Origin of the sequence: Aliiglaciecola sp. 3_MG-2023, from assembly GCF_030548205.1 — a bacterium.
GTDB lineage: Bacteria > Pseudomonadota > Gammaproteobacteria > Enterobacterales > Alteromonadaceae > Aliiglaciecola.
The window spans coordinates 129699-153751 of record NZ_JAUORV010000004.1; the positions used below are offsets into that span (position 1 = coordinate 129699).

At 39.6% G+C, this 24053-nt stretch carries 15 protein-coding genes; 6 read left to right on the top strand and 9 right to left on the bottom strand.

From position 1 onward, the window contains the following. Entirely contained in the window at positions 1-2463 is a 2463-nt protein-coding gene (thrA, locus tag Q4574_RS05880; RefSeq protein WP_303472538.1) for a bifunctional aspartate kinase/homoserine dehydrogenase I, read from the bottom strand. Between the two features lie 642 nt (positions 2464-3105). Here thrA and Q4574_RS05885 point away from each other — a divergent pair. Then, positions 3106-3516, top strand: a complete 411-nt coding sequence (locus tag Q4574_RS05885) for a universal stress protein (protein ID WP_303472539.1) — start codon at positions 3106-3108, stop codon at positions 3514-3516. A 308-nt stretch (positions 3517-3824) separates the two neighbouring features. On the opposite strand, the gene Q4574_RS05890 is transcribed toward Q4574_RS05885, so the two are convergent. After that, positions 3825-4238 (bottom strand): MarR family winged helix-turn-helix transcriptional regulator, encoded by a 414-nt coding sequence (locus Q4574_RS05890; protein ID WP_303472541.1) that lies wholly within the window; start codon positions 4236-4238, stop codon positions 3825-3827. A gap of 367 nt (positions 4239-4605) precedes the next feature. On the opposite strand from Q4574_RS05890, the gene Q4574_RS05895 reads away from it, so the two are divergent. The 3 genes from Q4574_RS05895 (at position 4606) to Q4574_RS05905 (ending at position 8376) form a co-directional block, all read left to right on the top strand. Continuing rightward, positions 4606-5331: a siderophore-interacting protein gene (locus Q4574_RS05895; RefSeq protein ID WP_303472542.1), complete on the top strand. Its 726-nt coding sequence runs from the start codon at positions 4606-4608 to the stop codon at positions 5329-5331. Positions 5332-5417: 86 nt separating this feature from the next. Then, positions 5418-5981, top strand: coding sequence for a gamma-glutamylcyclotransferase (locus Q4574_RS05900; RefSeq protein ID WP_303472544.1), 564 nt, complete (start codon positions 5418-5420; stop codon positions 5979-5981). Between the two features lie 271 nt (positions 5982-6252). Further along, entirely contained in the window at positions 6253-8376 is a 2124-nt protein-coding gene (locus tag Q4574_RS05905; protein WP_303472546.1) for a TonB-dependent siderophore receptor, read from the top strand. Between the two features lie 84 nt (positions 8377-8460). Here Q4574_RS05905 and Q4574_RS05910 read toward each other — a convergent pair whose 3' ends face one another. From Q4574_RS05910 to glpK, 6 genes are all read right to left on the bottom strand, one after another. Further along, entirely contained in the window at positions 8461-10074 is a 1614-nt protein-coding gene (locus Q4574_RS05910; protein WP_303472548.1) for a glycerol-3-phosphate dehydrogenase/oxidase, read from the bottom strand. A 25-nt stretch (positions 10075-10099) separates the two neighbouring features. Beyond that, a complete protein-coding gene (locus Q4574_RS05915) occupies positions 10100-11560 on the bottom strand; it encodes an SLC5 family protein (protein ID WP_303472549.1) in 1461 nt (486 codons plus the stop codon). Between the two features lie 63 nt (positions 11561-11623). Next, positions 11624-12376, bottom strand: a complete 753-nt coding sequence (locus Q4574_RS05920) for a SapC family protein (RefSeq protein WP_303472551.1) — start codon at positions 12374-12376, stop codon at positions 11624-11626. A 3-nt stretch (positions 12377-12379) separates the two neighbouring features. After that, positions 12380-13909, bottom strand: coding sequence for a tryptophan halogenase family protein (locus Q4574_RS05925; protein WP_303472836.1), 1530 nt, complete (start codon positions 13907-13909; stop codon positions 12380-12382). Between the two features lie 135 nt (positions 13910-14044). After that, on the bottom strand, positions 14045-16735 hold the full coding sequence (locus Q4574_RS05930; protein ID WP_368411636.1) for a TonB-dependent receptor: 2691 nt from the start codon (positions 16733-16735) through the stop codon (positions 14045-14047). Positions 16736-16871: 136 nt separating this feature from the next. Next, positions 16872-18362 carry a glycerol kinase GlpK gene (glpK, locus tag Q4574_RS05935; RefSeq protein WP_303472555.1) on the bottom strand — a complete coding sequence of 497 codons (1491 nt, stop codon included), beginning with the start codon at positions 18360-18362 and terminating at the stop codon, positions 16872-16874. Positions 18363-18774: 412 nt separating this feature from the next. Between glpK and Q4574_RS05940 the strand changes: the two genes are divergently transcribed. Further along, positions 18775-19542 carry a DeoR family transcriptional regulator gene (locus Q4574_RS05940; protein ID WP_303472557.1) on the top strand — a complete coding sequence of 256 codons (768 nt, stop codon included), beginning with the start codon at positions 18775-18777 and terminating at the stop codon, positions 19540-19542. Positions 19543-19625: 83 nt separating this feature from the next. On the opposite strand, the gene Q4574_RS05945 is transcribed toward Q4574_RS05940, so the two are convergent. Next, a complete protein-coding gene (locus tag Q4574_RS05945) occupies positions 19626-21758 on the bottom strand; it encodes an alpha-galactosidase (RefSeq protein WP_303472559.1) in 2133 nt (710 codons plus the stop codon). Positions 21759-22032: 274 nt separating this feature from the next. On the opposite strand from Q4574_RS05945, the gene Q4574_RS05950 reads away from it, so the two are divergent. Further along, complete coding sequence (locus Q4574_RS05950) at positions 22033-24009, top strand: beta-galactosidase (RefSeq protein ID WP_303472560.1); 1977 nt, start codon at positions 22033-22035, stop codon at positions 24007-24009. Positions 24010-24053 lie beyond the last annotated feature (44 nt).

A 24053-nucleotide genomic window follows, 5' to 3' on the forward strand; every position in this document is an offset into this window, starting at 1 on the left:
TTAGATATCCTGTTTCCATGGCATAGTACGAAGTACATCAGCAAACACACCAGCGGCGGTAACTGTTGCGCCGGCGCCATAACCGCGAATAACATAGGGAATAGGCTGGTAATAATGACTATGAATCGCTAAGGCATTTTCCCCTTCTTTAATTGTATATAAAGGGTGGGTGTTATCGACGGCTTTTAACGCAACTTTACATTGGCCTTTTTCAATTGAGCCAACATAACGTAAAACTTGTCCTTTGCTTTTGGCTTCTTCAACCAGTTTTAAATAGTGGCCATCCAAGCTAGGTAGGTTAGCCATAAAGTCATCGATACTGCCACTGGCATCAAAAGAGTCTGGAAGTACGGATTCTATTTCAATATCGCTTAGTTCTAACTCTAGATCTGACTCGCGAGCCATGATTAAGAGTTTTCGCGCCACATCCATACCCGATAAATCATCCCGAGGGTCAGGTTCGGTGAAGCCATTTTGCTTGGCTATTTGAGTGGCCTCTGACAATGTATGGCCTTCATCTAACTTACCAAATACAAACGATAAAGAACCCGATAAAATACCTTCAAAGCGTTTTAATTCGTCACCTGCGTAAATCAACTTTTGCAAGTTATCGATTACCGGCAATCCAGCACCAACAGTTGTTTCATATAAAAACTGGCGATTTGTTTCCTGAGCCATAGAACGCAGTTTTTTGTAGTAGGCAATATCGCGAGTGTTGGCTTTTTTGTTAGGGGTCACAACATGGAAACCAGCAGACATAAAGTCGGCATATTGACCGGCAATATTTTCGTTACTCGTACAGTCCACAATAACTGGGTTAATCAGACTGTTTTGCTTAACAAATTCATTCAAATTTTCAACCGATAAGGTTTTGTCTGAGTTATCTAAATCAGTTTGCCACTCCCCTTGCAGATCAATGCCACCAGCTTGCAACAACAATTTACGACTATTGGCTACGCCGTAGACTTTTAAGCTAATACCACGCTCAAACAAAGGTTGTTGTTGGCGAGCCATTTGTTGCAATAGTTCTTTCCCTACGTTGCCGCACCCCACAAGGAAAATATCAATGGAGTGGGTATTCGAGAAAAAATTCTGATGTACAACCTTCACTGCTTCTTTTGCACGGTGACTCTCAATTACCGTCGAAATTGAGCGCTCAGATGAGCCTTGAGCAATAGCGACATTGTTGACTCTTGCTTGAGCCAATGAACTGAAGAACTTGGCTGCTAAGCCCTTTGAATGACGCATACCATCTCCAACTAAAGTGACAATTGCTAATTCATGGCGAACTTCGATGGGATCTAGTAAGTTGTTCGCTAATTCCAACGCAAACGCATCTTCTAACAGATTTTGAGCTTTTTCAGCATCTTTGCTGTGAATACAAAAGCTAATGCTGTATTCAGAAGATGACTGGGTAATTAAGCTGATAGAGATATTCGCATTCGACATGACTTCAAACACACGACTGGCCATGCCAACCATACCTTTCATACCTGGGCCAGCGACATTAAACATAGTCATATCATCAAGATGAGATATCCCTTTAACACTGGTCCAAATTTCACTCGAGTCTTTACCGATTAATGTCCCAGGAGCAGCGGGGTTTAAGGTATTGCGAATCAAACAAGGAATATGGTGTTGGGCGATTGGGCCAATGGTTTTCGGGTGCAGAACTTTGGCTCCAAAATAAGAAAGCTCCATGGCTTCTTGATAAGTAAGTTTATCGAGTAACACGGCACCATCTACTTGGTTGGGATCGGCATTGTAAACCCCGTCCACGTCTGTCCAAATTTCACAACACTCCGCATCTAAGCAGGCGGCAAGGATAGCTGCGGAATAATCAGAACCATTGCGACCAAGGGTCACTTTTTCGCCTTCAGCGTTAACTGCAACAAAGCCCGGCATAATCAATATTTCAGATTTATCATAAACAAAGTCTGAAAAGCGCGCTTTGCTCACTGCAACATCAGCAATGCTATCTAAATACTCACCTTCAGCAACAATATAATTAACAGGGTCAATAATGTGATTTTTTTGGCCAAGTGCGTTTAATATTTCACTAAAAATATTCACACTAACATATTCGCCCATACTTAAAATTTTAGCGGTAATTTGGTCTGGGGCACAACGAAGTAACTGAATGCCATCTAAATGCTGTTTCAACTCAACTAAAATAGTGTCAATAAAGCTGCTTAAACGGGCTTTACGAAAAGCGGGTAATTGGTTAGCGAGATCGCTAGCAATACCATTTAACGTCATTTCTAGTTTGGCATACAATTCGCCAAAATCGCTCCCTGCACTTGCTTGTTCACATAACAAGGATAATGCGTTGGTCACTCCCTTAGGAGCCGATAAAACCACTGCTGCACCGTTTTCTTCATGGCTAGCTAAGCTTATGTCTTTGACCGACAAATAACGTTTAGCATCAGCCATAGAAGAGCCACCAAATTTCAACACCTTCATTTATTGCTCCTGTTTACTTCTGTTCCGCTGCTTGAGATTGCATTCTAATTTTATACTTCAGCCTTTCCCTCACACTGCGGCAATATAATTGCGCTCAGTGACAAAAGTAGGCAAATAATTTTGCTATAAATAACAAAAAGCCCGCTTGAGTCGCGGGCTTTTTTTAAATTTCTTTAAGCACTAGCCAGCGACCAACTCGTTTGAGGTGGTAATCATAATCATGCCGATGGTGCTTATTATTATTTTCATGTGGCTCAATTTGCCGTATAGACGTCTATATGTCAACCGTCAAAGGGCGATTTGTTGGTGATTTATGCCGATCTATTTACTCTAAGGTAGAATTAAACGGATTGAACCGACTATAAACAACACTTCCGGGTTAAATAACCACCCAAAAACCAACTTTGCCCCATAACTGACTTGTTTATTGTGCAAACACTGGATTCAATTCAATTCGATAGAATGTGTTACTGGCTTTATAAGCCTGAAAATGGCCCTTCGACCATTATAGAGTCATTGAGAGAAGATAGTTAAGATAATCAATTTCACCTAATATTGATGTGAATCATATATTTGCAGCTATTTTGTCGCTAGTATAACAACTAACAAATAGTTCATATTGATAATGATTAAGGAGCAATTATGTATAAAACAATTTTGTGTGCAATAGAGGCATCAGCAGAAGGGAAACAAGTTCTGGCCAAAGCAGCTGAAATGGCAGAGCTTTATGGCAGCAAATTAATTGTTATGCATGTTTTACCATACAAATTATTGCCTAAGGATTATCAGAAAGAATTAAAAGACGAAATATCGCCAAAGATTGAAGAGTTATGCGCTGATTTCAACGTTCCTAAAAAGAATCGCATTATCAAGGTGGGTAAACCTTATGAATTGATATGCAATGAAGCCATTAAGAGAAAGGCTGATTTAATCATGTTAGGAACACATTCTAAAAAAGGGATTCAAGCGTTAATAGGTTCAACTGCTAATGGGGTTGCTAACTATGCTGACTGCGATGTGTCATTAGTGAGAATCGCAAAACCCGCTCATTAGGCACAGAAATAAATGCAATCATTTGTTACCTACAAATTTGTGGGTAACAAATAGTATGCTGGGTAAAACAATGGCAATCGATAATCATCTTTGCTCTAACCGAAGCTGATATTTGTTTAAGAAAAGCGTTTAGCTAAATCTAAAACTTACTTAGTATTTTCTCCTATCCCATAACAATTCAGTTATAAAACCCACTGTCGTAATTTAATGATAAGCCACTAGGGTCACTTAATTGTAGCTTTGGTATTCAATGGCTTATTAAATCAAATACGATTGTGTTGCTTTTTTGATCCTAACCAAAGGCTTATTTATTGCAGATTACTCTTAAATTCCTTTGCAAGTTGGATGAAAAACTCAACTTTTTGCGGTTCAATATCTTTAAGCATAGTATCGAATACTTGCTTTTCGATTGTATTAAATTTGTCGAGGTACGTTTTTCCTTGGCCAGTTAAAGACAAAATTTGACTACGCCCATCGTTTTTGTTGCTAGTTTTAACCACCAACTGCTGATTTACGAGCTCTTTAATCAAGCGATTAATTTGCGCTTTGTCTCGAGACATAAACGTGGCCAACTTTTGACCGGTGCAATCTTCAATTTTAGAGATCACCTTCAGGGACTTTAAATGCATAGGTGATAAGTCTGAATCCAATTGTTTAACGCCCTCAATGATATTCGTGCGCACGGTCCGAAAAAGACTAAAAAGCGCTTCATTTAATTCCATTATTTCTCCACATGTAAAAACTCCCGATACATTTGGTTGACATTATCAATCAAAATCAATATAGTAGACTTTATCAACCTTATTCCATTGGGTACGAAAATGCAACTAGAGTTCAAAAAACACTGACGATATTCACTATTCTCAGTACGTTCGTTGGCTTGATAACAGCGATTATGACATAGCTAAACTTGCAGACAACTCAGATTCATCAAAAGCAGTACTCGGACTTTTGAAGGCTGTGCTATTGGGATCTGCAACGGCAATAGGATTAACCATCGCCTGCATAATGGTGTTTGTGATCCGCTCCAAGTTACAACAATGTTTAGCACCACCATTAACTTAAAAATCACTCTTAAAGGAGAATTATATGGGTCCCAAAATGCGTATGACAACGGTAGAATCGGTAATTGATTTATCGCCTCACATGAGACGAATCATTTTACAGGGTGACGAGCTTGAAGACTTCCCTGATGATAAAAAAAGCGCCCACGTAAAAGCGATCTTCCCAAATCCTAATTCAACGGAAAAAATGCCTAAACTAGGTATGTATATAGGCTTTAAGAAGTGGATGCGCTCATATACTGTGCGCGAATTTGACAAACAGAACCGTCAATTAACCCTCGACTTTGCGGTTAATGATCACCAAGGATTAGCCAGTAATTGGGCGGCTAATGCTAAATCTGGAGACTTTCTGGGAATTGCTGGACCGGGAGAGGTTAAACATACAGATTTAAATGCCCCTCAGCATCTTTTCTTTGGTGATATAACTGCTTTACCCGCTATCGCAGCAACATTGGAGCAATTACCGGTTGATGCGAAAGGTAGCGCGTGGATCCAAGTACCTGATGAAGCAGATAAACAACAATTCAATGCACCTACCGGTATCGAGATTAATTGGTTGGTCACGCCTGATAAGTTAACCGAAGGTTTTTTATTAGGATTGTCATCGCAGCCGACAGATATGCAAGAAACGGCGATTTTTATTGGGGCTGAAGCCAAGATCGTGAGGCAATTAAAGTCTTACTTAAATGAATCTTGCCACTATGATAAAAGTAAATTGTATGCAAGTGCCTACTGGAACCAAAAAAAGTAGTACTGTCTCGGTGGGTACTTTGACTAAAAATGTCAGGTAAACTATATGCCAACTTCAACACTTCAGCATTAAACAAGTAGTTTTAGATGGCCTTTGATACGCAAGCAATCAACAAACAACGTCAGAACTTAACGGACTATGATGAAATCTGGTTGTTCGGTTATGGCTCATTAATTTATAAAGTGGACTTTGATTTCATAAGCAGTGAATATGCGCACATTTTTCATTACGAGCGCCGCTTTTGGCAAGGAAGTCATGACCATAGAGGGACTCCAGAGCGCCCCGGAAGAGTGCTAACCTTGTGCCCTAGCAGTGGAAAAAAGTGTTTTGGACGTGCGTTTAAAGTCAACCACGACGTTTTCGAGCACTTAGATCATCGAGAGAAAAATGGGTATCTGCGCCATGAAATACCTATCCATCTATCAGATAACCGAACAGTCAAAGGTTTGATATATCTTGCCAGTCCTGACAATGCGGCTTACTTAGGCGAAGCCAGTATAAAAGATATTGCAACGCAAATTTTCAACTCATCTGGACCAAGCGGATTGAATCGCGACTATGTTTATGAACTTGCTGCAGCGCTAAGAGAGCATGATGAAGTTGACAAACATGTGTTTGAAGTCGAAAAAGCACTTATCGCCATGGCTTAATAGTTAAGTATCAGCGCTATGATTCAACATTTCATAGGAATAAAGTCCAGCCGACAAACGTATTTGCATATCTCAACGAAATCACAGAACCGGTAGCTCGGGCTTCAGTCCGATATATTAGCCGAAGCAATCCACTGACTAGAAATATTTCTCGAATGCAGTCTAGCCTAAAGGTGAGCGCGGAATATAAGGGTGCGACAATATGTCGCATTTTAGAGGGCTAACTGCCTCGCTATACTAACGTTAAATCACACTTAAAAGGTTCAAATTGGTGTCAGTAACGTCCAGTAATCTAAGCATTTCCCAGAAACTTTCCCCTATCGCACTAGTCATCGGTGCGTGTTTCTTAACTTCTCCTGTATATGCAAATGACGAAACCGAAATTGTAGAAGTAATAGGCTATAAACCTCAAGATAAAGTGCTTTTGGGTTCACCAGAAGCTCTACTAGAACAACAAGGTGTGCGCTTTTCGGCAGCAGGTGGAATGTCCAGCTTACCGGTACTCAACGGTATGATGGGAGATCGCGTTAAAGTGCTGGTAGATGGTGCAGATGTTACCGCAGCCTGTGCAAACCATATGAATCCTCCACTATCCTATATTTCTGCCAATCAAATCAAGACGATTTCAGTAATTGCTGGCATTTCACCGGTAAGTTCGGCAGGAGACAATATTGCCGGTGTAATAGAGGTGAACACCATAAATCCACAGTATAACGACAGTGAAAATATAGGCTGGCAATCGGGTTATGCTTCGGCGGAGTACCGCAGTGTTAACGATGCCATGCTAATTGGTTTAGGTATGCATTTGTCAAGTGATTCAATCAGTCTGGATTATCAAGGTGCCTATGAAGATGCATCAAGTTATGATGATGGCAATGGTGACCAAGTGCGCGATACACTATACAGAGCACAAAACCATGCGCTAACTGCAGCTTTCAAAGACCAGTATCAGCAACTGGCAGTTAAACTAACCCATCAATATATCCCTTTTCAGGGCTTTGCAAATCAATACATGGATATGACTCACAACCAAAGTTATGGGCTAACCACACAATATTTACGTGAGTTACAAAATGGCGATTTTCAGGCACAATTCAATTGGCACCAAGTTGAACATCGGATGGGCTTTTTTACGCCAGAAAAAACGGGCATGATGCCGATGAATACTGAATCTGATGACTACAGTGCGAAATTACGCTGGCGTGTCCCTACCTCCGACAACCAAACCTGGTTAGCTGGTGCAGAATGGTTTGCTTATCGAATTGAAGATTGGTGGCCGGCGGTTGCCGATTCTGCAATGATGGGACCCAATGATTACCACAATATTCATGATGGTGAGCGCGACCGCCTGGCAATCTACGCTGAAAGTATTTCCCAGCTGGCCAATCAATGGACAATCTCTGCAGGAGTGCGGGTTGAACATGTTACAACCGATACCGGTGAAGTGCAGTCATACAGTACCATGTCGATGATGGGCATGCCGAATGCGGATTATGCAGCTAGCCTGACATTCAATGCAGCAGATCGAAATCGTTCAGATACATTAGTGGATATATCCTTATTGGCATCCATTCCCCTTAATAGCCAACAAACTTTAGAATTGGGTATAGCACGCAAAAACCGCGCACCAAACTTATACGAACGTTATAGCTGGGGCCGCGGCAGCATGGCTATGACCATGATTGGCTGGTTTGGCGATGGTAATGGCTATGTGGGAGACATTAATTTGGCCCCTGAAACGGCAGTAACCTTTAGTGCTGGATACCAATACGCTAGTGCCGATGAAAGTTGGCAATTTTCCATTAATCCTTATTACACTAAAATAAGTGATTATATTGATGCACAAGTTATTGGTAGCTTTAGTGCCTTTGGACAAACAGACAACCCTGATGCCACCCGCAACCTGTTGCAGTTCGGTAATACCGAGGCCACGCTTTATGGGGTGGATATCCAAGCGCGAAAACAAATTGCAGACGATGCCACATGGGGTCAGTGGAACCTACAAACCGAATTTAGCAGTGTCCGAGGTTCCCGCGACGATAGTGGCGAAGATCTTTATCAAATTAACCCCATAGAAGCTAAACTGAGTTTGCAGCACAAGTTAGCTAATTGGCAAAACAGCGTGAGCGTACAGTGGGTAGACAGCAAAGAGCGTGTTGATGCTCGTCGACTTGAAAATACCACCGATAGTTACACATTAGTAGATATCGCAAGTCAGTATCATTGGCAACATATAACCCTAAGTGTGAGTGTCAATAATCTGCTGAATGAATACTATGAATTGCCGCTAGGTGGCGTCAGTGTTGCAGATATTAGAATGGGTGAAAGCACTGATTTTGCGCAGCTACCTGGTAAAGGTCGCTCAATTAACCTTGGCCTTCGTGCTAGTTTTTAATCTGAAAGCATAGGGAAATAGACAATTGCAGTGAAGATGTCGCCGCGCTATCAGTGGCGACATCCACCAGCGAATCAAAGTGGCTTAGTTTGTTTCTTGGTCTCGAATATATTCATTAAGTTTTGCTTCTGCTTCATCGCCAAACAGAATATGGCAGGCTTCTAACAAACCGGGAGAAGACAAAATTTCTTGTTGCGATAACACCAACGAAATCTTCGATCTTCTTCTTAAAAAGTCATCCAATTTAGTTACCATTTCTCGATTTGCTGCATGCTCCAACTCTACGGTTAAATACTCAGAGTTTTTAATCAATAACTCCCCTTTTTTAGGGTTTTCACGAATACTTTCTAACATATTGATCGCATTTCTACCGTACCGCCGCCAAAACCTTTGGGTTAATGGCTCAGAAGAAGATTCCGGCGTTAATGCATCAAAGTCCATCAGTTCTGCTCGATGTAAAAATTCTTTTTTAATGCTGTCATCGGGCTCACCATACCACTTTTTATTCGCGTAAGGCATGTTAATGCCAAAACCTTTGACGATTTTAGCCACCTCGTTACCCACGTTTATGCAATCAGTTAGTTTGCCTCCAAATATGGACATGTATTTGGTTTCTGAATTGGTATCAATAGCATGTTTACGAGATAACTGTACCCAATCCGCTTTCCCACCTTTACCTTTGATAGCTAAAGGACGAACACCACATCTTTCGGAAATAATATCTTTTTTAGTTAGAGCAGTTTCTAAATCTAATAAATTGTTGGCGTTATCTAAAATAAACTGCCTATCTTCATCAGTAACTTTAACATTTGGGGATTCAACTTGACTATCGGTTGTTCCAATACACGTTCTTGTTCCCATAGGTATAACGAAAAAAAGTCGACCATCATCAGCAAAGAAAGTCAAAACTTTGTTGCTTTCCGTAATTCTTTCAACAATTAAGTGAATACCTTTTGAAAAAACATGGTGATGCTCGGTAGTTTCACCTGAAATATTATTTACCGGATCTACGAAAGGGCCGCAGGCATTGATAATACACTTAGAGCGAATCTCCATTTTGTCATTGTTGATTATGTCTTTCGCTGTAGTTACCCAAATATCGCCTTCTTTTTTAGCGCTTTGCGATTCAACATAATTAGCGGCAATACAGCCATAACTCATACTTGAGCGAATAAAGTTGAACACAAATCTTGCATCATTATCATATAAATAACAGTCTGAATATTCAAAACCACCATTCACTGCAGAAGTATCTATTATGGGCTCTAGTTCTTTAATTTTTTGCGCAGACAAGTAGTTAGGAAACTTAGTGAAAAAACGCCCCATTGCCCAATAAAGCAGAGTCCCCATGTAAATAAAAAATGGTGGAAACCTAAATCCACGTTGAATACTTGTTAGAAAGCGAATTTCTTTAACTGTTGAAGGATAACTGCGCATAAGATGATTTCGACTCTTACACAATTTATTGACCAAGGTGTATTCATAACTTTCTAAATATTTAATTCCGCCCCACGCTAAGTTTGAAGAATTCGAACTAGTAAACCCAGCGAAGTCCCCCTTATCAATTAAGGCTACTTTTACCCCTTTTGCAGCAAGCGCTGCCGCAGAAACTGCACCGTTTATACCTCCACCAAGTATAAGTACATCAAACTCGTTTTTTGGAAGCTTTTTGATATTGCTTTTGCGTAAATTAGTCATATTATTTATCTATTAGTTAAACGATTTAAGGATTGGCCTGTGATGTATTTGCCCAAGATAATGTCGCGCTTTGTTTGTATATTAATTTATTAATTAACAATGCTACTGCGACGCAGGAAACCAAAGTAATGAACATTAAATGTATATAATGAAGACCGAAAGGATTTGAAACTGGTGAAAATTCAAATGACAGTGAGCCATAAAGAAGCACTCCAAAGAACACTGCACTAATTGCCGCATTTGCATGAACATTCTTAAACACTAAACCTACAATAAATACTGATAAAATAGGCATACTTAGTAAACCGTAAAGTTGCTGAAGCAAGTTAATAATACTATCTGCTTGTTGGTAAACAGGAACTAAAGCAAGGGATAACAAAGTTAATCCGGCAGTAATCCAGCCACTCAGTTTAGGCACATTAGGTTTGTCATCGATGTAAGCCTCATGAATATCACACACATATAACGCAGTAGCGGAATTAAGATTACTATTAAATGTAGTGAGTACCGCTGCCGCCATTGCCGCTGCGAAAATGCCAGATAACCACGCGGGTAATAAATCCCCAACAATTCGACCATATGCCGTATCACCAATATCTCCATATAATTTAAAAGAGATAATTCCTGGTACAACTATGATTGTTGGTACAATTACCAAACGGATTACCGCCGCCGCAAAAACACCTTTTTGCGCTTCTCTTAGCGTCGGTGCCGCCATAGCTCTTTGGGTTACAACTTGATTAGTCCCCCAATAAAACATCTGTATAAAAATCATGCCGGTTAGTAGTGTATGCCAAGGAATAGGAGAGTCATCATCACCAATAAGAGTTAAACGTTCAGCGGGGATACCAGAAAAATCATAGTCGATAGCATTAAGCGCCAGAAATACAATTAAAATAGCCATAACCAATAGCAATACACCCGAATATGTATCTGACACAGCAACTGCTCGCAAACCACCAAATATTGCGTACATAGCCCCGATAGTAGCGAAAGCAGTGGCAATATACATAAGTGGAATATCTATATTGAACATGTTTTGCATAAACAACGATCCAGAATAGATTACAGCAGGACAAAATATTAAAGCGCTCCCCAAAAAGAACATAACACTGATGACGGCACGAATATGACGATTTTGGTATCTTTGCTCGAGTAGCTCTGTGGTTGTAGTGCATTTAAATTTATAATAAACGGGTAAAAATACTTTAGCTAAAATAATTAGGCCGACTACAGCTGAAAATTCCCACAAAGCCAACAATGCCATTTGTTGACCATTCATCCCGACTAACTGATCTGTACTTAAATTGGTTAACGTAATCGAACCCGCGACAAAATACCAAGCTAAGCCACCACCTGCTAGAAAGTACTCCTTATTTTGATTGGCTTGCCTGTGGCCTTTTCCTTTACAATGAATATAGGTCAAGACGCCAATTAAAGCCGTCACGCCTATAAATACAGATATTTGAATTAAGTGGTCTGCCATTATTTTTCCTATACTTTCTTCGCTGTTGTTTATACTTGCTTTTGCTAAAATCCGAGTGCGGCTTTAGCTTTTATTTACTTCAAGTTTTATACTTTGGATTTGTGCGTTTGTATTTCGCTTATTGTTTTTCTGAATCAGTCCATTTAGCTGCGAAATTGATAGCAATATTCCGTGTATTGGAGTTAGATAACCACGTCGATTTAACTCGCCTAATTGAGCATCTGAAAGGCTATGTAATTGGTCTTCGTTGATACTGTTCAAGCCAGTAAGTGTGTGCTGATTCTGATCTTGGTAACGAATGATTAAATTAATCGGTTTTAACAACTCTAAATCTTGCAATACCTGACCAAACTGCATCGTCTGGATATCGTTACGAATGTCTGCTTTAAGGTTGTTTTTTATGCGTTTTAAAATCTCAGTTGGTTGACCATTGGAATCAAATAAGCTCTCACCTTTTGTCTGAGAAAGTACCGAATTGGATTCGTCCACTCCCAACAAATACTTTTTTTCATCTTCCCCTGAATTCATCAAGTAGAATGGGTAACTCAAAATACTACTCGGGCGATAGACTGCCTGCCATTGATTGTTTTCTACAAATAAATTGGATCCCATTTCAAAACTGGTTACGGCTGACAAATTCCAATATCCGCTTTGTAGGTTTTTATTAAAAAATACCGGAAAATCACATAGAGTAGAGGCCACTTCATTCACCCGTATATTGAGTAAATGTTGGCTTGAAGCAAATTGAATAAATGCGCTTGGATCAAGCTTAAGCTCCCCGTGTTTTTCGTAAGATAACTCCATTAGCTTTGGCATTTACTAAACTCTCTTATTCGATGTGGCGAGCCACGATTCTATGTAATCTCTATGGGAGGGTAATGAACTTAACATTTGTTCGGTAAGTTGATGATTGCGTCCTATCACTTTTTCAGCTTGTGCACTTTGATCATATAAATAGGCTTGTTTATCAAAGTCAGGTTTGAATTCCATTCCATATAGAACATACTGATAACTTGCCGCAGGAAACAATTCATTTGAGCTAGTAAAGTCAGCCAATGTTGGTCCTCGGTATTTCCAAATAGATAGGTCTTCTTGCAAGCTTTCAGGTATAGATCTTTTATCACAATGAGCCAGCCAGTATGGCTCCTGACGTTTTGTTAACATGTAATGGAATTTTAAAAAATCAATAATGCGTTGCCAACGATAGTCCATTTGTTGATTAAATCGTTTAGCTACAATTGGCATTAGATTATTATCTGCGGGTAAATTTTCCGCGATATAACGCGCTGAGATTTCAACTAACATAATAGCAGTAGCTTCTAGAGGTTCGACAAAACCAGCTGACATACCTACAGCAACACAATTATTTTTCCAGAATTGTTTTCTGTGTCCTGATTGGAAAGTAATTTTACGGGCATCAAGATCTTCAGATCCTTCTCCAATGTAAGATCGTAAGTTCGCTTCAGCTTCATCGTCTGAAAGAAATTTACTCGCATATACGTGTCCTACGCCCCTTCTATTGGTAAGTCCAATATCCCAAATCCACCCAGCATTTTGTGCAGTAGCAATAGTGTGACAGGCAATGTTTTGTTGAGATTCCTTGTAGGGAATTTGCATCGCCAAAGCCGAGTCGTTAAACAATACATCATCCGTTTTTTTAAAAGGAACATCTAAGGCTTTACCCAATAATAATGATGAAAACCCAGTACAATCTATATACAAGTCCGCAGTCAAGTTGCCTTTTATTTCCAGCTCGATTTTATCAATATGTTGTTGAGGTGACAGATGTACATTTTTTACAGTATCAACAATATGCTTTACTTTGAGTTTATTTATACAGTGCTGTTTAAGTAAATCAGCAAATGCGCCTGCATCGAGATGATATCCATAATTACATTGGCCCTGATACTCAGCATCAGCTAAGGTTCGCGGTGCTAACCCAGCTTCGCCAATTTTGTATTGAAAATTGGAGTCTATCGCGAAATTTTCAATACGAGATACATAAGGCGCTAGATCTATTCGACCGTATCCCAAGGGCAATGTGAAAGGGTGATAATAAAAGTCATTATTACCATGTACCCAATTGACAAACTTTCCCCCCTGCTTAAAGGCTGCATGACAATGTTGAAACAGGTCATACTCTGAAATACCTATTTGTTGGAGGGTATTTTTCATCGTCGGCCAGGTTCCTTCCCCCACCCCCACAGTAGGGATGTCTGAAGATTCGACCAAGGTAACTTTGAACTGCTCAGGATTTGCTTTTTGGTGGTACGCGGCAATAATAGCGGCGCTCAGCCATCCAGCAGTCCCCCCCCCAACAATAACAATTTCTTTAACCTTCGATGACATTTTCATTTGCCTACTATGTTTTTAATACTAAAATGAAGCACTTTTGGGCTTGATTATATTCAATTGAATATCGAAGTTTTTATTTATCGAATATCAATCGGCCTGCTTTCACAGGCCGAAATTTAGTAGTTATAATTAAAACTTCCCTCTTATACCTATTGCATAACGAGAACCGTTGTCTTCAATATTATATATTTGGTTAGCATAACGACCTGTTTGCACTAACTCTTCTTCAGTAATGTTAATACCTTCAAAAAATACAGTGAAATGTTCATTAATGTCGTAACTACCACTTACATCCCATTGACCATAAGTTTGAGTATTGACAGGCTCACCATTGAATCCGTTATCTACTAGGCGTAAAAACGATTCGCGATTATTAAAAGCAATTCTTGCTTGCCAATTATCAGCCTCATAAAAACCAACTAAATTTTGTGAATCACCTAATCCTTCTAAAGCGAAACCTTCACTAGAACTACTGTCGACAACAGTTGCATTTGCAATGAAACCAAATCCATTCTCAAATACATGAGTAATAGCTATTTCGTAACCGCTAACTTCACCACTTTCACTGTTTTGTGGTCGACTAACCATGTAATCTTCTTGTGCACCATTCAATTCCTCGATTTCAGCAACATTGTCGTCGGCACATTGCGCCGAATTATCAATATTACATAAAAAATCTGGACCGACACGATCGGTCATAGTGTAAGTTTCGACACCAGTTGTGGTCACTATGTAATCTTCAACTTCTTTGTTGAATACAGCAAACGTAAAGTAACTTGCATCGCCGTAATACCACTCAAAAGAAATATCCCAGTTTTCAGAAGTAAAAGGCTTCAGATCTGGATTTCCGCCTTGCGCAGTCAAATTTTGACGACGAGGCTCATTAAATGTAGTCGCGGGAGACATTTGAGACATGGTAGGACGAGTCATTGAGTCATATGAAGCAAACCTTAAAACCATGTCATCTTGGATATCCAATTTAACATTGATACTTGGTAGCAAATTTGAGTAGTCTGAACTTCCTACGATATCATTGGGGTCGGCAAAATGATTAGCGAACAAAGTTTCATCTGTTGTCTTGACGACATCACTAATAAAGCTTTGCACTGCAAAAACATCTACAGAAGTTTGCGCGTAACGAGCCCCAATGTTCACAGTTAATGGCATATCACCTAAGTCATGTACTAGTGTAAAATCCATGTATAACGTTGTGATATCTTCATCAATAGTATAGCGGTTGTTTTGTAAAGATGTTTCTATGGGGAAACCTTCACTGGCTAAGAAGTCTACGTACTTGTCACCATCAAAAGTATAGAAAGTATCAATTAATCCTGGAAAGTAGTTATTTGCTGTGAACTCTTCAAAATCAATTACGTCATTAGGGGCTGAGGTACCGTACCCGCAAAACTGGCATTGACTGCCGAATATTTGAAAACTAGATTTCTCTCTTTCTTGTCGATAAGCACCAAACCGAGCAGATTGGAAAACATCACTATCAGCTAAATAGACAAAATCTGCTTTATATTCGGTAATTTCATCTTCGTCACTAAAGACATTTCCTTTTTCGTTATAGTGCAAGCGAGACAAATTCGCATCCGGCAAGTTTCCATCACCAAACCCGTCATGGCGCACAGTGGGTATGCTACCAGTATTATCAAATTCATACTCATTGATGATACCAATAACGTTAAAGCGGTCTTTTCCAGCACGGTCATTCTCAGCTTCAGAGGTTGAAATATCAAATGTAGCTTCTAATTGATCTGTTAACGCCCATTCGACATTGATACCGAAACCTTTGGTTGTTGAATCACGTGAATTACGAGTATGAGATACAAAATCTGTTGCCGGGTTACCACTTCCCTGAGCATCAATCCCGATTCCTTGTGTAAACGAAATTAGAGTCCCTGTCGCTTCATCAATCTGGGCTGAACCAACACGATCAGGTTCAAACCATGAAGCTAAGTCTGTTGCAACCGAATCCACTTCAAATTTAGATATAAAACCGTCAACAGTTATCACAACATCATCAGACGGAGCATACTGTAATACGAGACTTGCGTTTGTTCTTGTACGCTCTTGTTGATCTACAATTTGATCCCAGTTTCTTGGAATATAAGCATTCTCAAACAATACGCCGTCAACAGAGTTTTCGATACGTTGGTTTGGACGCCAACCAGCAGTTTCGATGCGATTTATTTGTACATCTCGTTCTTGGTGGCTTACAGCTAGCAAAGCGCCAAATCGATCCTCGTTAAAAGTATTACTAATCAACACTGATGCAGCCGGAGAAGTTTCTTCTGATAGGCTTTCATATACTCCCTTCAACGAGCCGACTAAATTAAAACCGTTATTATCAAATGGTTTGGCTGTTGATACATTTACTGTACCTCCCATACCTCCCTCTTGAAGATTAGAGGTTGAAGTTTTATATACATCAGCTCCAACAATCTGATCTGCTGCTAAAATATCAAAATTGAATTCTCTACCTGCGCTATCTGTAGCCATTTGGCGGCCATTTACTAAAACGGTATTAAATTGAGGTCCAAATCCTCGGACAGTTACTGCCTGACCTTCACCACCGCTTCGATCAATTGAAACGCCTGTAATCCTTTGTAAAGACTCAGCAACGTTCAAATCTGGAAATTTGCCTAGGTCTTCAGCAGCAATTCCATCAGAAACGACAGCGGACTGCTTCTTATCTTCCATCGCTCGTTTAAGGCTACTTACAACACCTCTAACAGATATAACTTCTACATTTTGATCATTCGGTGTAGCTTGTGCGAATACTTCTCCCGTAGCAAAAGCAGTCGTTAAGGCCATTGCGATAGCCGTTAGTTTTCTCTTGTGTGTTTTCATTTAATCTCCCCCTCAGAAGATACTCTTTGTTTTTATTCTAAGTTCAAATTGGACACGTTGTTAAAAAGTGAGCAATTTTAGAATGGTGGTCAGAATTTAGTTAAGAATTTGTTTCATGCATAACCTTGCAAACAGCCTGCAACCAGCCTGAATACAATTTTTCACGTAACTCTTCGGAAATTGTGGGCTTAAAAACGCGGTTGGAGCTCCACAAATCAGCGATATCATTAGTATCCTGAAAAGATCCAATCTGAAGGCCGGCTAAGTACGCGACACCAAGGGCTGAGGTTTCAGTAACCTCTGGCCTTTCGACGGTTACATTTAAGAGGTCGGATAAAAATGTTAAGGTCCAATCACTACTTGACATGCCACCGTCTACGCGAAGAACATTAGGTTTTAAGCCATCGTTCTCCATTGCTAGTTGTAAGTCTTTCGTTTGGTAACAAACTGATTGCAGAGCGGCAGTGGCAATTTCTTGAACCCCCGAATCTCGCGTTAGACCAAGAATTGCGCCTCTAGCATCTGAGTTCCAATAAGGAGCTCCTAATCCCGTAAATGCTGGAACCATATAGACTCCATGATCATGAGGAATACTATTCGCTAAACCATCACATTCGCTTGCTTGTGATATTATCTTTAGACCATCACGGAGCCATTGGACTGTTGCACCTGCCATGAAAATGCTACCTTCAATTGCATATGTAACTTTGCCATTCAACCTGTAAGCAACAGTAGTGAGTAATTTATTATTTGATTTGAGAGGCTGGTTACCAGTGTTTTGCATAACAAAACAACCCGTTCCATAGGTACTTTTAGCCATACCTGGCAGAAAACAGGCCTGTCCAATTAAAGCAGCCTGCTGATCACCGGCAATACCGCAGATAGGGATACTTCTATTAAAAACAGAAAATTCAGTCGAGCCAAAATCATCAGCAGAATCTTTTACTTCTGGCAACATTGACTTTGGAATGGAAAACATTGATAGCAACTCTTCATCCCAGCATTGGTCGTGAATGTTAAATAACATTGTTCTTGATGCATTGGTTGCATCTGTAAAATGAGATTTACCCGAAGTTAGTTGCCACAACAAATAACTATCTACAGTGCCAAATACTAACTCTCCTCTTTCGGCCTTTTCGCGCGCCCCTTCAACATTTTCTAAAATCCAACGCACTTTTGTTGCTGAAAAATAAGAATCGAGTAACAGGCCAGTTTTGTTTGAAATTAAGGATTGAACCTGCGGGGAATTAATACTCTCGCAATAAGCGGCGGTTCTTCGATCCTGCCAAACGATAGCGTTGTAAATAGGCTTGCCAGTGAATCTGTCCCAAACAATGGTGGTTTCTCTTTGATTAGTTATGCCAATGGCGCGAATCTGTTTTATATCAACTTCCGTATCAGTGATGACCTTTGTGCAGGTTGATAAAACAGAATTCCAAATGTCGTTTGGATCATGCTCTACCCAACCGTTTTGTGGAAACTGTTGTGAAAACTCTTGCTGGGCTTTGCCATGTATTTGACCTTCTTCAGAAAAAAGTATGGCTCGGGAACTTGTTGTTCCTTGATCAATGGATAAGTAAAAACCTGACATATTTGCTAACCCCGAATAATATAGGGAGAGATAATAAAGAAAAACGAACATAAATCAACATTAATTAACATTAAATTTTCATTTTATTACATTAAAATCTAATTACACCATTCACATTAACAAATTTAAGGTAGTTCAATTACTAATATTTAACAACTAAACTTTGGTATAATCGAACAAATGCAGTAATAGTGGGGCTTTTGTTAGAGTTGATAGAAAAGTCGCAGGATTTTCAAATAAGTAAAGTTAATTATAACAACTCGTAAAATGAAAAAATAACAGCAAAGTCCAAAATAGTAGAATAGATGTGTGAAAACGAACTTTCAGAAAATAACATGATGAATTAAGAAATATTATTGTTTAAACTCATGATATGCCTTGTTTTACTTTTCATTTGCTATAAGGAAGAAAAATGCCACAAAATAAACGGCAAGTTGCTTTAGTCAAGCATTTGCAAGCGAAAGGGTTTGTAAGCATTGATGAGTTAGCATCATATTTTGACGTTACCCCTCAAACTATTAGACGTGATTTAAACTACCTTGATGAGATAAAATTAGTTGTTCGTCGGCATGGTGGGGCAGAGATCACAAATTCTTCCACTACTGCAAATACGTCTTATCAAACTCGAAAAATAATGAATTTGGAATCAAAAGAAGCAATAGCAAACGAATTAGTAAAACTGATCCCCAATGGCGCTTCTTTATTTATTAATATTGGCACAACCACTGAAACGATAGCTCGTGCACTACTAAACCATCAAAACCTTAATATTGTGACCAATAATATTCATGTGGCAACCCTTTTATCGGCTAAAGAAGACTTTACGGTTATTGTTGCCGCTGGAGAAGTTAGACATAGAGATGGCGGAATAATTGGTGAAGCAACCTGTGATTTCATATCACAATTTCAAATGGATTTTGGGATTATCGGCATAAGTGGAATCAGCCAAGACGGTTCGTTACTAGATTTTGATTTTAGAGAAGTTAAAGTAGCACAAGCGATTATTGATAATTCAAATTGTATTCTGCTAGCTGCTGATCATTCTAAATTTGGAAGAAGTGCAATGGTCAAACAAGGCAGCATCACCCAAGTAGATCACTTATTTACAGACCAAAAACTTTCACCGGAGATTGCAGAGTTATTGGTTGCAAACGAAGTGCAGGCACATATTATTGAATAGTGATTCGCAGTATTCAACTAACCAAAGTCTTCTGTCTTAAGCGACAAGAAGACTTGTTAGTATTTGCTCTTAAAGTCCGATATTTACACTGCTTTTAGTTCAAAAATCAATGATGTTTGTGGAAATAATGCCGGCAACTGCATTCCAAACTGCTGTAAAACCTCACCAGTGAATACTTGACCTTCAATTTGGCGTAATACTGAAGGGGAATATTCTTTTAAATCAGTGGGCCAGATTAAATTCAATTGATAAACCTTATCAATTGCTAAACCTACAAATCTGTATTTACCTGGATTAGTGCGATTTACTTCATTAACACTATTGTATGCAAATAATGCATGATTCCGATCCTCACTAACAATACCAAAATCAACTGAGAATGGATTTTCATTCAAACGGACAAGGTTACCCGAATGAATTAAACACCGATGTTTTTTGTGCAAGCTGATGATTTCAGATAAGGCTTGTTTTTCTTCAGAGGTTAATTCTCTGGGGTCCATCTCAATCCCCATATGGCCGAAAAAGGCAACTGCTGCACGCATCTCGATGCTAATGTGCCGACCTGTTATATGGCAATCCCTAGGGCCAACATGCGCTCCCATAATTTCCGAAGGAAAGAAAATAGAGCAACCACGCTGAATTGATAAGCGATCTAATGCATCATTTGAATCAGATGTCCACACGCGATCTGTGCGACTTAATACGCCGTAATCAATGCGCCCTCCGCCTGAAGCGCAACTTTCTATTTCAACCTGCGGGTGTTTAGTCTTCAAGTTGTCAATGAGTTGATAGAAAGCCAAAGTTTGCAAGTGAATAGCAGGTTTACCTAAATGGTTACCTGGATGGTTGTAATCTCGATTGTTATCCCATTTGATATACTTAATCTGCGGATGTTCCGATAAAATGTCGTCAATAACCTTAAATAAATAATCTGTCACTTCTTTGTTAGTTAAATCTAACACCAGTTGATTTCTAAACTCTAGTTGTTCATTACCTTCCGTTGCCAATACCCAATCGGGATGATTTCTAAACAAGTCGCTGTCTGGGTTCACCATTTCTGGTTCGAACCATAAACCAAACTCTAAGCCAAGACTGTTTACATATTCAATCAATGGGCCTAAGCCTTCGGGATAAATGTCTTTATCAACATACCAATCACCTAATCCTGCAGCATCACCACGTCGTCCTTTAAACCAACCATCATCTAAAACGAACCGCTCTATTCCTAATTCACTCACTTGCTTCGCCAAGTTTTTCAGGGTCTCAATATCATGGTCAAAATACAAACCCTCCCAAGTATTGAAATGCACAGGGCGAGGTTTATTTTTTACTTCGGGGCGGATGAGATTTTGACGCACAAAATGATGGTAATTTTGAGATAAACCACTGATCCCTTTATCAGAAAAACTAGCATATAGATTAGGGCTTTGATAACTCTCGTTAGCTTGCAGTATCAATTCACCTGGCATCAACAATTCACCGAGTTGGACGTAGTTTCTGCCTTCTGGTAAGTGTTCTACCCGGGTTCTGTGATTACCGCTCCATCCCAAATGGAATCCATAACAATCGCCATTGTGCTCGTCAGTTTTTTCATCATAAAGAACAACACCAGGGAAATTATCATGAGATGTTTTGCCTTTGCGGTTTTCTCGCAAAAAACTCCCCAAGAATAAATCCACTTTGTTAAGTAGAAATTCATTAGACCAACGGCCTTCAAAAGATAAGATTTTATTGATGTTGTCTGCTAATGGTATAGTCGGCGCCGCGCACCATGTGACGTTTAGTGGTGCTGTAGTTCGGTTCGTTATGGCAGTGGAAGCCGTCAGTACATTAGTTTGTTTGTCCAGATGCAGCTTGTGAGTGATCTCTATTTGCCTAACATTATCGACACATACAAACTCAACGCTTTGCGCATTCTGTTGTTTTATAGAAATCAAAGCTCCACCCAATGACCATGCACTATTGTCATTACTTATTTCAATACCCGGTGCGCCTGTAAAGCCTTCGCCACTCAATGGTGATAAAGAGATAGGCGCTTCAACAACTACGGCACACTTAACCTCCTGTCGAGTTGCTAGACTCCTAAGCATACTAACAGAACTAGCAGCTGACAGCGATTTGCCCCAATAAAGAACGCTTGGTGTTTTGCCTTCACAGTCTATAATTAGGCTTGTTTGCTCACTATTTAGTTGAATAACATTGGGTAATTGGCTCATTAATTGCTCCTTGTTAGCCCGATTTTTTAAGTCACGACCAAGTTGTGGTTCATTATATTTCACTTACATTTACTTATACCAAGCACAATAGTGAGTTAATAATGCGTTAAAATTTTGCTATATACTAAGTAAAACACTGTGAAAATCCAGAACATTTTTTCGAAATACAACAAAAATGTTCGTTTTTGTTCGCATTATGTTACATTGATGGAAGTATAGTTAGTTGTAAATATAGTCTAAGTTTAACGTTCACCATCACTAATAGAGATAAAATATGTTAGGTATTTGTTATTATCCTGAGCATTGGCCTGAGCACATGTGGCAAAAAGATGCGCTAGAAATGAAGAAATTGGGTTTAGAGTTCGTACGTATCGGCGAATTCGCATGGTCACGTCTAGAGTCTGAAGAAGGAATTTATAGCTTTGAATGGTTAGACAGAGCAATAGAGACGTTAGCGTCGGCCGGACTAAAAATCATTATGTGCACGCCCACAGCTACGCCTCCTAAATGGCTGATAGATAAATACCCAAGTATCTTACCTGTTGATATCAATACAGGTAACCTGAGAGGGTTTGGCTCAAGGCGCCATTATGACTTTTCTAGCCCAGATTATCTAAGGGAAGCTCTCAAAATTTCTGAAGTTGTCGCTGAGCGATACGGCCAACACTCTGACGTGGTAGGTTGGCAAACGGATAATGAAATCGCCTGCCATGATACTTGTCACAGTGGCTCTTCGAACGCTAGACAAGCTTTCCAAAAATGGTGTAAGCAAAAATATTCGGATATAGCCAGCTTAAATAGTGCCTGGGGAACAGTATTTTGGTCGATGGAATATCAAGATTTCTCACAGATAGAATTACCTATTTTAGCGGTCACTGAAACAAATCCAGCACATCAATTAGCCTATCGACGTTTCAGCTCTGATCAGGTCATTCAATTTCACGATAGTATGATTAAAGTCATCAAAAAACATGCGCCAAATAGTTGGGTCACACACAATTTTATCCCAATGGCTGACACACAAACTGACAATCATGCATTGGCTAAAAATCTTGATTTTGTGAGTTATGATAATTATCCCCTTGGACGCAGTGATTTGTTTTTTGCTAATGCACCGAAGGAAAATTTTAAACCTTACATGCGCACCGGACATCCAGATTATTCAAGTTATGCTTTTGATCAAAGCAGAGGAATTAGCAATAACAACTTTTGGATCATGGAGCAACAACCAGGCCCCGTGAACTGGGCAAATCATAATCCCCGCCCAGAAAAAGGTATGGTTCGTTTATGGTCATGGCAAGCGTTTGCTCATGGTGCTGACTGTGTTTGTTTCTTTCGCTGGCGACAAGCGCCATTTGCCCAAGAACAAATGCATGCTGGAATCAAACGAAATGACAATTCTCCTTCTCAGGCATGGCACGAAGTGAAACAACTGAATGCTGAGTTACAGCAATCTATTTTCAAAGCTGGTAGTAAAGTGAAATCAAAAGTAGCGATTGTCACAGGAACACTATTTCAGTGGGTGACTGAAATAGAAATTCAGGGAAAAAGTTACAGCCATTTAGAGGTGGAATTTTCCTATTATTCGGCGCTTAGGCAATTGGGGTTGGCTGTTGACTTCATCTCAACCGAAGATGACTTAAGTCAATATGACATGATCATAGCGCCTTGTATGCCAATTGTGGATCAAAACTTTATTGATAAATGTAAAAACAGTAAAGCACATTTTGTGTTCGGACCCAGAGCAGGGGCAAAAACCAAAGAGCTTAGTCTAGTGCCAAATTTAGGCCCTGGTTTGCTTCAGCAATTAATCCCAATTAAAGTCTTATCAACTGAGACTATTCGTCCAGATTGCAGTGAGAGTTTGAGTTTTAATGATAGAAAGTATGAAAGTTGCTGTTGGCGTGAAGAACTGGAGATATCTGCGGGTGTAGAAATTTTAGCTATTGATGAGAAAGCGGATCCAATCGTTGTAAAATATGGTAGAACACACTACATAGCCAGCCTAACTTGTGATCATTTTTTACAAGATTTTTTGTCTTCAGTAGCCGAAAAAGCCAAGATAAATACACTCCGCCTACCTAAAGATATCCGTATTATGCAAAGGGAAAACTTAACCTTTGTATTCAATTATGCCAGTGAGCCTCAATCTTTACCTACTAAGTTAGTCGATAAATTAGGACATTTTGTGTTAGGAAGTAAAAAGTTAGCACCATATGATCTGGCGATTATTCAACACGCAAATGAATAATGAAACCCCAAAGAGGTTTTATTAGCCAGAAAAACATGTCGTCA